Below are 13,004 nucleotides of genomic sequence, written 5' to 3'. Positions count from 1 at the left end.
AATGGCACATAAAATAAAAATTCAAGATATAGGATTTATAAGACATAACGTACTCCAAATACAAACGGAAAGGCCTCCGGACTATGATTTTACACCTGGTCAAGCCTGTGAAATGTCCATTGACCAACCCACATGGAAGGAACAAAAAAGACCGTTCACCTTTACTAGCTTACCGGATGATGGTTTCTTACAGTTCACTATTAAAGTGTATCCAGATCACGATGGGGTAACCGATCAATTACAAACTTTAGAGCAAGGGGACACCCTATTGATAAGTGATTCTTGGGGAGCAATTTCCTATGAAGGACCAGGAATATTCTTGGCCGGTGGGGCAGGGGTTACGCCGTTTATTGCGATTATTAAGGATTTGGCCCGAAAAGGAAATTTGGAGGGTAATACATTGATTTTTGCTAATCAACGTGAACGGGATATTATTCTTCAATCAGATTTTGAAAGGTGGCTTGGAAAAAATTTTATCAATATCCTTTCTGATGAACATAGCAGTAAGTTTCCCCATGGTACAATAGACAAGGAATTTATAAAAAGCCATACTCAGAATTTTGATAAAAAGTTTTATCTCTGTGGACCGCCACCGATGATGGATAGTGTATATAATGTCTTGTTGGAGTTGGATGTTCCAAAAAAGGACATTATTACCGAAGATTTAGATTAATTCCCGATAAACCATCAGTAGAAAATTAATTCACTCATAAAAAATAATAAACATGGCAACTAAAAATCTTTCGAATACGGATGCAGTATCCAAATTAAAGGAGCTTGCAACTTCTATAGATTTTGCTTTAATGGCTACACAATTGGATAAATTTCCTTTACATGCTATACCCATGAGCACCAAAAAAGTGGATAGTAAAGGTAATATCTGGTTCTTAAGCGGAAAGGACAGTACCCACAATAAGAACATTAACAAGGATTCAAAAGTTCAACTCTTTTATTCCAAAGCAATGGCTATGGAGTTCTTAACGGTCTATGGAAAAGCAGAAATCGTAAATGACCAGATTATCATAGACGATTTATATCAAAGTAGTGATGATAATTGGTTCGACGGTAAAACCGACCCAAACATTTCAGCAATAAAAGTTACTCCCGAAGATGCCCATTATTGGGATACTAAGGACAATATGTTTATCAGTCTAATAAAAATGGGTGTGGGAACCATAACCGGTGAAAAAAAGGATTTAAGCGAACAAGGCAATTTGAAGGTCTAGTCTTTTCACAAAAACAAATACTAAAAGCTAAAAGCCAAACAGGTTTTTAGCTTTTGATTATTAAATCATCAACCCAAAACTATTTACCTTACCCTGCCATGTGGTAAAGATTCAAAATTTTTCAATTTGTAAGGATGCTTGAGTATCTTCGTAGAAAACTTAAAAACTATGAATTATAGGATATCTTTTTTTAAATCAATCTTTGCTGCAGCATTAGCCCTTGGCATATTTTCCTGCAAGGAAACGAAAAAGGAGGAAAATACTGTTGCTAAAGAGGAAGTACCCATGGATAGTACGGACATGGCATTATTGGATCTCAATTTACCCGATGGTTTTGACATTAAGGTATATGCTAGGGGAGTGGATGGTGCACGTTCCATGGCCATGGGCGATAACGGGACACTTTTCGTGGGCACAAGAAACGAGAACACCGTGTACGCTATACAAGATAAGGATGGGGACTATAATGCAGAAACGGTCATGGTACTCGATACGATGGAAGTTCCAAACGGAATCGCCATGCGGAACGGTGACCTGTATGTTGCCCAAGTAGGAAGTCTATGGAAATATCCGAATATAGAAGGTCAATTAGGGGATTCACTAAACAAGGAATTGGTGTACGACGATTACCCAACGGAATTTCATCACGGTTGGAAATATATTGCTTTTGGACCTGATGATAAATTATATGTACCCGTAGGTGCACCCTGCAACATTTGCAATCCTACGCAAGATGAACGCTTTGCAACGATTACCAGAATGGATCCTGATGGCACTAATCGCGAAATCTATGCTAAAGGAGTACGTAATTCCGTAGGCTTTACCTGGGATGATAAAGGCGAAATGTGGTTTACGGACAATGGTAGGGATATGTTGGGCGATGATATTCCTCCTTGTGAATTGAACCATATTACGGAGGCCGGTCAACATTTTGGTTATCCTTTCTGTCATGGGGGCACCGTACAGGACCCGGAATTCGGAGATCAACGTCCTTGTTCGGATTTTGTGCCACCTGCAAAAGCTTTGGGAGCACATGTAGCACCGTTGGCTGTTAAATTTAAATCGGGAAATATGTTTCCCTCTACCTATAATGGAAAAGCATTTATCGCTGAGCACGGTTCATGGAATCGAAGTAAAAAAATAGGTTATAGAATTATGCTGGCCGATATAGAAAATGGTGAAGTAAAGAGTACGGAGCCCTTTATTGATGGCTGGTTGAATGACGAAACTCAAAAGGTTACTGGAAGACCGGTAGACTTGCTTTGGATGGAAGATGGGTCTTTATTGATTTCGGATGACTATGGCGATGCCATTTACAGGGTTACCTATTCCGATACACAAGTAGCCTCAAACTAAAAAAATGTCGAATTATCCTGATAAAGTCTATCTGAACGGAGAAATTCTACCCTCTGAAAAAGCCCAAGTTTCGGTCTTTGACAGAGGGTTTATTTTTGGGGATGGTATCTATGAGGCCATGGCCCAAATAAATGGAGTCTTTTTCTATGAAGAGGCGCATTTGAGTCGGCTTGCGGAGGGACTTGCCAAAATCCGAATCCAATATGACGTTAGTCAGATTCCGAAGGAAATCAATTACCTATTAGAGTCTTCCGACTTAATAGGAAAGGATTGTTTCCTATACTTACAAATTACGCGCGGGGTAGCTCCTAGACAACATGCCTTCCCAAAAGATATTCAACCTACGGTTTTTATGTACGCCTTGCCCAAGGTGCTACCGGATATTAATACAATACATGCCAAGGTAATTACCCGTGAGGATTTCAGGTGGTCTCGATGCGATATTAAAATGACCTCCCTTTTGGGCAACGTTATGCTCAATGAAGAAGCCATGCAGCATGAGTGTTATGAAACGGTGCTATGTCGGAACGGCGTGGTTACGGAAGCGTCGCATTGTAATGTTTTTTTTGTGAAGGATAATGTGGTCTACACCCATCCTGCAAACGAGTTCATACTAAATGGTATTACGAGATTGGTGGTGATCCAACTTTGTGGGGAACTAGGCTTGGAACTAAAGGAAGAGGCTATATCCGAGGATGAAATCTACAATAAGGACGAGGCCTTTCTTACGGGTACAAGCACCCAAATAGCCTCCATACAGCAGATAAACGATCATTCTTACTACACCGATTCTACTGTTGGTCCCGTTACCAAAAAATTACAGGAAGCTTTTCATCATTTAAAAGGGAATTGAATAAAACCCTTCATGAAGCGTCTTGTATAATGGTTTTGTAAATTGGAGGTAATCGATTACTTTAAGGGACTAAAACCAGCTTAATTATGAAACGACTGCAAATTCTTCTAATCGCACTATTATTTGTTCCCTTTTTATCAATTTCTGCACAAAGCACTATGGATGGCACCAATACTGTACTTATAGACGCCTATGATTGGGGTCCCGGCGTTAATAAGGTTATTGTACCAAAACCGAACACTGAAGATAGGCTGAGCCATAACGATTTTAAGGTAAAGGTCGTACGAAGTAAGGAAAATGTAGAAATGCGGCCTGGTGAGGCTGAAGGAATAAGAAAGGTGCTCTATGCCTATCCATCGAATGCAGATGGGGACCGCGATGAAAATGGATCATTTACTACCCTAGTGTTATTGGTGGCGCCTAATGATGCATTAAGTTCACCTATTAAATATTATCGTAGTAGTAATGGAAGGGCCAGCAACCAATGGATAGACTATGAATTAACCGTTACCCATATACCTTCAGGAACTACTTGGAACAAGGAAGGGAGAAGGATCATCCCCGATTTGGATATTTTTGATTTAAACGGAAGCTTCAGCCATAAAAACATAGATTTAACCTATGGAAGCTTTACGCCGGAAGGAGATGGAAGCTTTCCCTTGATCATTTGGCTACATGGAGGCGGCGAAGGAGGTACAGATGCCAGTATTCCGTTGATTGCCAATAAAGCGACCAATTATGCCTCCGAAGAAATTCAGGAGATTTTCAAGGGAGCGTATGTATTGGCCCCACAGACCCCAACCTTTTGGATGCAAAGTGAATCCGGGGAGTATACCCGGGGGAACACCAATGACATCTATAACGAAGCCTTGATGGCATTGATCAGGGATTTTGTAAAAAACAATCCGAATATAGATTCTGATAGAATCTATATTGGAGGGTGTTCGAATGGAGGATACATGAGTCTAAAACTTCTATTTAACAATCCCGATTATTTTGCTGCCGGATATATTAGTGCTCTGGCTTATCACAATGAATATATATCCAATGAACAGTTGAACAGCATCAAAAATATTCCCATTTGGTTTGTACATTCTAAGGATGACACGACCACGATTCCTGAAGAAACGGTAATTCCGTTATATGAAAGACTAGTTGCAGTAGGAGCACCCAACGTACATCTTTCTCTTTACGACCATGTCATTGACTTGAATGGGATGTATGGAGGAGAGGATTATCATTTTCCGGGCCATTGGTCCTGGATTTATTCCCATGATAATGATGCCGATTTTGATTTTGACGGAAGCCCGGTGCTAATTAATGATAGACCGGTAACCATTATGGAATGGTTGGCACAGCAGCATAAATAGGGAAATGATGAAAAATGGGTTCTAATTTCCATTTCTCTTTATTACATTAACTGAAGATTTACAATTTTAGGAAAAATATAATCCTTAGAATTGGTAAACCTTCCGTATTCCTTAACTTTAAATAAACCAACAATAATACACGCATGTTCATGAAAGGGCTTTCACTATCAACAATTTTTTTATTTCTAGGATTTTCAATATTTGGTCAAAATTTCGACGCATTTCAGTACCGTACCATTGGACCCAATAGGGGAGGAAGAGTCACAACGGTAACCGGAACACCAATGTTACCCGGTACTTTTTATCTGGGTGCTTCTGGGGCCGGGGTCTGGAAAACCGAGGATTACGGCACTACTTGGAATAATGTCTCTGATGGATATTTTAAAACACCCTCGATTGGCGCCATAGAGATGGCCTCGAATGATTCGAATATTGTGTATGTCGGAACAGGTTCCGATGGATTACGAAGCAATATCATCAGTGGAAAAGGTGTCTACAAATCTGTTGACGCAGGAAAAACCTGGACCCATATCGGGTTGGAAAAGGTAGGGCAAATTGGAGCCGTTGAAATAGACCCTACCAACAGCAATATTGTATGGGTAGCGGCTATCGGTAATGCCTTTAAGCCCAACGAAGAACGTGGTATCTTTAAAACAACTGATGGCGGAAATACATGGGAAAAAGTTTTATTCCTTTCCAACGAAACAGGTTTTGCGGATTTGGAACTTTTACCCGGTAACCCCAACGTGGTCTATGCGGCCGCTTGGAAAGCCAAAAGAACACCTTGGACAATTATCTCCGGAGGTGAAAATAAAGAAGGAGGAATTTATAAATCCGTCAATGGAGGCAAGGATTGGGTGAAATTGGAAGATGGGCTGCCCAAAGGCCTTATCGGAAAAATAGACTTGGCCGTTTCCCCTACGGACTCCAGTATTCTCTATGCCGTAATCGAAGCTCCTGGAAAGGAGGGGGGAGTTTATAAATCCGTAGACCAGGGAAAAACATTCACCCAAACCTCCAGCAATGAAGGCTTGGTCAATAGGCCTTTTTATTATACCAATATAGAATTGGACCCCACCAACCCCGATATTGTTTATTCCAACGCCAATCCCTTATTAAAATCGACGGATGGTGGTAAAACGTGGAAACGTATGAGCGTTCCCCATGGGGATAATCATGATATCTGGTTAAATCCGAACAATCCAGACTTATTGATCCAATGTAATGACGGAGGGGCTAATGTTTCCCACAATGGGGGTAAAACATGGTCAACACAGTTCAATCAGCCTACAGCAGAAATCTATCAAGTGGCGGTAGACGACCAATATCCCTACTGGGTCTATGGGGCGCAGCAAGATAACACGACCATAGCTATTCCAAGTTCGGCGCCGACCGCTAGCGGTGCGCAGGGCACACAAATCATGATGGATGTTGGCGGATGTGAAACCGGTCCTGCCATCCCAAAACCTGGCGACCCTAATGTGGTGTATAACAACTGTAAAGGTCGGTTTAGCGTATTTAACAAGCTTACGGGAACGGATAGGGAATATTCCATTGGGGCCTCAAATATTTATGGACATAATCCGAAAGACTTAAAATACAGGTTTCAACGGGTAGCGCCCATTCACGTTTCTCCCCACGACCCGAACGTAGTCTATATGGGTTCTCAATACCTTCATAAAACAAGGAACAATGGTCAAATTTGGCAAACTATTTCCCCAGACTTAACGGCAAATGAAACCGATAAACAGGTGATTTCAGGTAGTCCTATTACCCGTGATATCACAGGGGAAGAATATTATAGTACATTATATTCTATAAGGGAATCAAAAATCAACCCTGGCCTTATTTGGACCGGGTCCAATGACGGTGTTATTTCCGTTACCCAAGATGGAGGGCAGACATGGGCGAATGTCACCCCAAAAAAAATGCCCAAAGGGGGTAGGGTGGAGTCTGTAGAACCTTCGCAATTAGACCCTGCCAAAGCATATATTACAGTAGACCGACATCTATTGGGTGATACTACGCCTTACATATATAAAACGGATGATTACGGTAAAAGTTGGACCTTGATAAGTACGGAAAGTAACGGAATACCATCGGATTATACCGCAAGGGTCCTTAGGGAGGATCCAAAGATGGCAGGATTACTATATGCAGGTACTGAATTTGGAATGTTTATTTCCTTCAACGATGGCGAAACTTGGAAGGCGTTTCAACAGAACTTACCTGTGACCCCGATAACGGATATTATTATAAATCGAGGAGACTTGGTCTTGAGTACCATGGGACGTGGATTCTGGATTTTGGATAATATTAGTGCACTTAGGGACAATAGCATAGCAGAATTAAACGCAAACCCTGTACTTTTTAAACCAGAAGACACCTATAGATACAGAACGCCTTGGGGTTCTGGGGATTTTCCTAATTATTCTTCAACAAGTGTAAGCATCGATTATTATTTGCCCAAAGAATTAAAAAGTGGGGTTTCCTTGGAGATATTCAATGCCGAAGGGAAATCAGTTGCCAAAATCGTTAGCGATTCCACCCAATTGAAATCGACCAAGGAACAGGTAGAAGATATGGGGCTAAGTATGGTATTTGAATACGTGGATACCAAATTGGAAACCAAAAAGGGCATCAATCGATTCGAGTGGGACTTGCGGGAAAAAGGAGCATGGAGCAGTAATAAGAGCCGTAGCTACAAAAATGGTCCGATGGTTCCCCCAGGATCATATACGGCTAAATTGACCGTTGATGGGAAAACCTTAGAACAGTCTTTTCAAATTCTGATGGACCCAAGATTAGAGCAGGAAGGTGTTTCCTTGGAAACTATCAAGGAACAATTGGCACTTCAAAACAAGGTCAATCAGCTTTTATCCGAGGCCAGAAAATTTCAGTCGGACTTGGAGAAGAAAATAAAGGAGACCAAGAATAAGGAGGAAAAGGAAGAATTGGAAAATTTGCTTAAGACAATCAAAAATGATGAAGGAGCCTATCCCCAGCAAATGATGGTTGCCCAAATCTCCTATCTCTCCAATATCATCGGTAGGGCCGATAAGAAACCAGGAAACGAGGAAATAGAGCGATTTAAGGAATTGCAAGAGCAATTCAATCAGACCAAAAAGCAAGTCGATCTATAATGGAATACCAAAACTAACCAACCGAAGTACTATGTCGCATCGAAGAAAATTTCTCAAGCAGGGGGCCATGGCTTTTCTATCAGCTCCACTAATGTCCTTCGACCCTAAAAAGGAATGGTCACTTGATGTTTTAAAAACGGATACCTATGATGATGGGTATTGGAAATCGATTCGAAAACAATTTCCGTTAAAGGAAGGTCAGACCTATTTCAATAATGGAACCATGGGACCTACGCCAGGTTACGTTTTGGATAAAATGATGCATCACATGCTTCATTACAATGTGGAGGCCGCTACGATTGATTATAAGAACAATTCTGGTCCAAAGTTATTGAGCGGCTATTTTCCCTATGAGGAATTACGAACAAAACTATCCAAGATTATCCATTGTGATTTCAAGGAAATCTCTTTGACGCAAAATGCAACCTTTGGAATGAACTACGTGGGCATGGGCTTAAACCTTAAAGAAGGGGATGAACTCTTAAATACCAATCAGGAGCACGGTGGTGGCTTTGGTGCCTGGCAATTGCTGGCAAAACGTAAGGGGTGTATCTACAAACAAGCAACACTACCGGAACCTGCAAACGATCCACAAGAAATTGTGGACGCAATATACAAGCAGGTGACCAAAAAAACCAAGGTGATTGCCATACCGCATATGGTATCTGGATTCGGTACGGTAATGCCTGTAAAGGAAATATGCCAGGAAGCTAAAAAAAGAGGAATTTTCACGGTTTTGGATGGTGCCCAATGTGTTGGTCATATTCCCGTGGATGTCAAGGAGATTGGATGTGATGCCTATTATTCCAGTTTGCACAAATGGCTTCTTGCCCCTGCAGGGAGTGGGCTTTTATACATAAACAAGGAGGTGGCAGGTGATATTTGGTCCACCATTGCAAGCTACAATTGGGACAATCAGGACGATCATGGCTTTAGATTGATGCAAAACGGTACCGGAAACGCCGGACTTCTAGCCGGCTATGATGCAGCGGTCGATTTCTTCAATACCATAGGTGCGGAAAATTGGTTGGAACGCATCAAGGAATTGGGCATGTACTTGCGTGATGGATTGAAACAAATGCCCCATGTGACGATTTATTCCTCTACCAACGAAGAAATGGCTGCAGGAATCACGACCTATGGAGTTGCGGGAATATCAGGTCCGGACTTGCAAAAAACCATGTGGGAGCGGGAAAGGTTACAACCCCGTTCCGTCGGAGAAAAAATGATACGACACTCCGTTCATATTTACAATTCCAAAGAAGAAATTGATAGAGCACTTCAAATAGTGGAAAGTTTAGCTTAAAATTATAAATCGCTTTTTGCTACTTTTTTTGGTTCTTTTAATTCTTTTTATACTCCATTAAGTCAACGGATTAAAAGAGTCTATAGTAAATCTTATTTTTGGTAAATGAATCAGTTTTTACTTAGGTACGTATCCACGCTAACACTTTGCTTATTTTCCTTGATAATCATTGGACAGGAAAAAGAACAATATAATGGACTTCTAAAAATTGGGCCTTATTCCGGTAATGCGAAATATCAATATGTTGTGGCCAATGGAGATTCTATTTACGACGGCCCTTTCCTGTTTCAACGCTCCAATTTGGAAACCTTATTAAAGGATCAGGATTCTTCTTTTCTAATCAAAGGTAATTTCAAAGATTCCAGGGCCAACGGACCGTGGCAGTTTCAATTTGGTGAATTTACCTCGGAAAGTAAAAGCGAAGTCGTTGATTTTGAATATCGCATATTGGTAAGCGGTACACAGGAAAAAAGCTCGGGTAATTTTGATAACGGTGCTCCTGATGGTGAATGGATTTCCACCATTCAGGAAATAGAAAACTCGGAAGTTACTAAGACAACATTTAAGAGCAATATCACTTTTGAAGATGGCGTACCCCAGAAAAATTTTCAAATCGAGAATGATAGTAGTGCTCTCGTGGGAAGATTACTTAGAGACGGTATGGCCCATGATGAGTGGACAAGCTATGGAACCGATATTTTGGTAGATATTGAAAACTGGTTTTTTGAAGAGGGACTCTTAACACGAATAAAAATGGAGACCGATGGGATGAAGAAAGAAATTCCAGTTTTTAAATCAGACCATTTCAATTACCGCACCATACCCTTGGATCATAGATTTCTCAGGCTTTTAGAAATACAATTGGAATCTTACCCCTCAACTCAAAGGCGAATAGGTCAATTAATCTCGGACAATCTCTATCAATACGAAAAAATAAATTTTCTTATTACACAATTGGGCTCAACCCCCTTTTCTCCAATCATGAAAGTAAGGGTTCCTTATTTTGCTTTGGACAGCTTGCAAAATAAATCCTTAAAAAATATTGTATCCAACTATGAGTCTTCTTCCAATATGGCTTTGACCATATTAAGCAATAGTCACTTGAATATAGTGAAAAGAACAGATAAAGAAGCAGCCTTTTTATATGATGTTGCCAAAAGATTAAAAGAAGAATACTTAAATCCGCTAGAAACGTATATAGAGCTATACAAGGATAGTATTGTTCCCTACCTCGATAACGAAAAAATAACCCAAAGACTTTGGCCTAATGGAAAACCTCAAAAGGATATTCTTATAAAATTGAATGAAACGGAACGAACGTTTGAGCTTTCGAATAAGGACGATTTTGATTTTAGTGGAGTAAACTTAAAAACGGTGGAATATATTACCGACTACGCCAAGACTAGTTTAACCCAAATCTTGGAAAGGCTTGATCCAAAAATGTCCGATGATCTCCAAATGCAGTCCCTGCAAGAATTGGAGAACGATTTAATTTCTTTGAACAATCTCTTAGGGCAACAAGTGGATTCCTTGTCCGGAAGTCTTTCTAACCCATATAAAACAAGCTTAAAGAAACTGATTGGCCTGGCCGATAAAAATTTAAGTGCCTACGCAACAATTTCTAATCCGAGTGAAAAACTGACTTATGGAGAAAGCCTAAAAACATGTCTTAACGAAATCAGTTCCCTGTCCACATCCATCGCTTCACTTCCAGAGAAAAAAATGGAAATAGAAAATTTATACACCGATGATATTTGGAACCCTTTTATGGCGACGGTCATGGAAGAGGAAGTCAAAAAACGCATCGTAGAGTCCTACACGGAAATTCTGATACCCTATTTTATCGAAAGTATAACCGATACCCTAAACTGTGACCAAATTGAACCCCTAAACAATCAAATTATCTACACGAATAATCGCATGGTAGATTTAAGGGAAATGGATACCCGGAAACTAGAACGAAAGCTCCGCAGGGAACGACGACCGGCAGCGGTTTTAAAATTGCTACATCAGCAAGTAACATCCAAAAACAAATAGGTATGGGTAAGCATAAAATTAGCCTATTTGGATGTTTTTTGTTCGTTTGTGTTTTTGTATTCAACCTACATTCTCAAGAATCTGAACCGATAGAGCTTCCGCCGTATTCCAAGTATAAAGAACCCGTATCAAAAGTTTGGTTCAATACCTACGGGAACATTAGAATAGGAAAGCGTTTCTTTTGGGACGCCCAGACCCACTTTCGTTTTCAGGAATCGGTTAATACACCATTTATAGGTCAGATTGGACAAATTTATAACCGTCATGCGATAGGGTATATTTACGATAAAAAAACAAATTTTAGTCTCGGTGGGGTAGTACGGATAAATTTTAATACGGACGAGGAATCAACGGACCGCAATGTAGTGCCCGAATGGCGTATTTGGCATCAATACCAATTTGCCATGCCCCTTTATAATGCCATGATTTATCATCGTATTCGGATAGAACACCGATGGACACAAGGATTTGCGGAAAACAGCAATTACATTTTTAGAAACCGATGGCGTTATATGTTTCGCGCAAAAATTCCATTAAACGATCATAAATTGAAACCCAAAACATACTACATATCTCCAGAAGCGGAACTCATAATGCAAAGTGGGAAAGAGGTCGTGGCCAGTCCCATGGAGGATTTGCGTCTTACGACGACCATTGGCTATATTGCCACCCCAAGATTGACTTTTGCTGCAGGTTTAATGTATTCCCAAGGACAGGACCTTTATAACGGTGGTAATTATAAGCAATCTTGGACCCTTCGATTTCATATGTATTTCTCACCGGACTTTAGAAGGATTAAAAACAAACTACCAGAAATCCATTTGACCGATTAATGCGTATGTACTTATGTACCAAACAATAACTATATGCAACGTAAAAAAGCACTGCTCTTCTTGGCCGTAGCACTTCCTCTTTTTGGCCTAATGCTTTTTATATATAAATCTGTAAAATTAGAGGGCAAAGTATCTAAAATTGAACAGGAAAAAGAAATCATTTTAAGTCAACTTGAGGAATTTGAAAAATTAGTGAAAATTGATTCCTTGCTATTACAGGGCGAATATGAAACAGCCATAAGTTCATATAATAATTCCATGAATGGAACTACCGAACATAAAATGTCAATTCCACTACGCATAGCATTGGCAGAAAAATTATTGCGACAAAACACCAATAATACGAACAGACCGGATAGTTCTGCAATTAATTCGGATAGTTTAAAAATGGCGCTGTTAAATGGAGAGGGCTCCATTAGAAAACTGGACTCTCTCAATTTTACGCTTGAAAAGACCAGAGTTCAACTAGAACGGGTTAAAAAGCAGTTACAGCAGAAATCCTTTGGTGAGTACCTTACTTTTAAAAGTAAAAAAGGGAACCAGATGCACTACATCGGAGAGGTTAAAAACGGAAAAGCCAATGGGAATGGGATAGCGCTTTTGGATAGCGGGAGTAGGTATGAAGGATCTTGGAAAGATAACCAAAGACATGGCAACGGTACATTTTATTGGCCCGATGGAGAATATTATTCTGGCAATTATGAAAATGATCTACGCAACGGATTTGGTACGTATTATTGGCCAAATGGCGAAAAATACGCGGGACAATGGAAAGAGGACAAAAGAAGTGGTTCCGGTAAATTTTTTGATGCTGAGGGAGATGTCGTAGCCAGTGGTGAATGGAATGAGGATAAATTGGTGGAAATCAACGATAGGTAAG

10 protein-coding genes are annotated in these 13,004 nt (G+C 40.3%); all 10 read left to right on the top strand.

Features of this window, described 5'->3' with window-relative positions; genetic code table 11:
• Position 1: 1 nt before the first annotated feature.
• Positions 2 to 673 carry an FAD-binding oxidoreductase gene (locus PP182_RS07360; RefSeq protein ID WP_272650704.1) on the top strand — a complete coding sequence of 224 codons (672 nt, stop codon included), beginning with the start codon at positions 2 to 4 and terminating at the stop codon, positions 671 to 673.
• 52 nt (positions 674 to 725) lie between these two features.
• A complete protein-coding gene (locus PP182_RS07355) occupies positions 726 to 1,226 on the top strand; it encodes a pyridoxamine 5'-phosphate oxidase family protein (protein WP_272650703.1) in 501 nt (166 codons plus the stop codon).
• 168 nt (positions 1,227 to 1,394) lie between these two features.
• Positions 1,395 to 2,582 carry a PQQ-dependent sugar dehydrogenase gene (locus tag PP182_RS07350; protein ID WP_272650702.1) on the top strand — a complete coding sequence of 396 codons (1,188 nt, stop codon included), beginning with the start codon at positions 1,395 to 1,397 and terminating at the stop codon, positions 2,580 to 2,582.
• Positions 2,583 to 2,586: 4 nt separating this feature from the next.
• Positions 2,587 to 3,435 (top strand): aminotransferase class IV, encoded by an 849-nt coding sequence (locus PP182_RS07345; protein ID WP_272650701.1) that lies wholly within the window; start codon positions 2,587 to 2,589, stop codon positions 3,433 to 3,435.
• 86 nt (positions 3,436 to 3,521) lie between these two features.
• Complete coding sequence (locus tag PP182_RS07340) at positions 3,522 to 4,805, top strand: prolyl oligopeptidase family serine peptidase (protein WP_272650700.1); 1,284 nt, start codon at positions 3,522 to 3,524, stop codon at positions 4,803 to 4,805.
• A gap of 149 nt (positions 4,806 to 4,954) precedes the next feature.
• Complete coding sequence (locus PP182_RS07335; RefSeq protein ID WP_272650699.1) at positions 4,955 to 7,948, top strand: WD40/YVTN/BNR-like repeat-containing protein; 2,994 nt, start codon at positions 4,955 to 4,957, stop codon at positions 7,946 to 7,948.
• Between the two features lie 67 nt (positions 7,949 to 8,015).
• Entirely contained in the window at positions 8,016 to 9,254 is a 1,239-nt protein-coding gene (locus PP182_RS07330) for an aminotransferase class V-fold PLP-dependent enzyme (RefSeq protein ID WP_272650698.1), read from the top strand.
• 105 nt (positions 9,255 to 9,359) lie between these two features.
• Positions 9,360 to 11,291: a hypothetical protein gene (locus PP182_RS07325; protein WP_272650697.1), complete on the top strand. Its 1,932-nt coding sequence runs from the start codon at positions 9,360 to 9,362 to the stop codon at positions 11,289 to 11,291.
• Positions 11,292 to 11,293: 2 nt separating this feature from the next.
• Complete coding sequence (locus PP182_RS07320; RefSeq protein WP_272650696.1) at positions 11,294 to 12,124, top strand: DUF2490 domain-containing protein; 831 nt, start codon at positions 11,294 to 11,296, stop codon at positions 12,122 to 12,124.
• Positions 12,125 to 12,157: 33 nt separating this feature from the next.
• On the top strand, positions 12,158 to 13,003 hold the full coding sequence (locus tag PP182_RS07315; protein WP_272650695.1) for an MORN repeat-containing protein: 846 nt from the start codon (positions 12,158 to 12,160) through the stop codon (positions 13,001 to 13,003).
• The last annotated feature ends 1 nt before the right edge of the window (position 13,004 follow it).

It is taken from the genome of Maribacter sp. PR1 (assembly GCF_028464145.1).
Classification (GTDB): domain Bacteria; phylum Bacteroidota; class Bacteroidia; order Flavobacteriales; family Flavobacteriaceae; genus Maribacter.
The sequence above is the reverse complement of the archived record's forward strand: the minus strand, read 5'-3'. Positions and strand labels throughout refer to the sequence as shown.

What these genes read in the sequence shown, in the direction of transcription:
- PP182_RS07315 (WP_272650695.1), top strand. Translation starts at nt 12,158, where the DNA reads ATGCAACGTAAAAAAGCACTGCTCTTCTTGGCCGTAGCACTTCCTCTT.
- PP182_RS07325 (WP_272650697.1), top strand. Translation starts at nt 9,360, where the DNA reads ATGAATCAGTTTTTACTTAGGTACGTATCCACGCTAACACTTTGCTTA.
- PP182_RS07335 (WP_272650699.1), top strand. Translation starts at nt 4,955, where the DNA reads ATGAAAGGGCTTTCACTATCAACAATTTTTTTATTTCTAGGATTTTCA.
- PP182_RS07345 (WP_272650701.1), top strand. Translation starts at nt 2,587, where the DNA reads ATGTCGAATTATCCTGATAAAGTCTATCTGAACGGAGAAATTCTACCC.
- PP182_RS07320 (WP_272650696.1), top strand. Translation starts at nt 11,294, where the DNA reads ATGGGTAAGCATAAAATTAGCCTATTTGGATGTTTTTTGTTCGTTTGT.
- PP182_RS07360 (WP_272650704.1), top strand. Translation starts at nt 2, where the DNA reads ATGGCACATAAAATAAAAATTCAAGATATAGGATTTATAAGACATAAC.
- PP182_RS07340 (WP_272650700.1), top strand. Translation starts at nt 3,522, where the DNA reads ATGAAACGACTGCAAATTCTTCTAATCGCACTATTATTTGTTCCCTTT.
- PP182_RS07330 (WP_272650698.1), top strand. Translation starts at nt 8,016, where the DNA reads ATGGCTTTTCTATCAGCTCCACTAATGTCCTTCGACCCTAAAAAGGAA.
- PP182_RS07350 (WP_272650702.1), top strand. Translation starts at nt 1,395, where the DNA reads ATGAATTATAGGATATCTTTTTTTAAATCAATCTTTGCTGCAGCATTA.
- PP182_RS07355 (WP_272650703.1), top strand. Translation starts at nt 726, where the DNA reads ATGGCAACTAAAAATCTTTCGAATACGGATGCAGTATCCAAATTAAAG.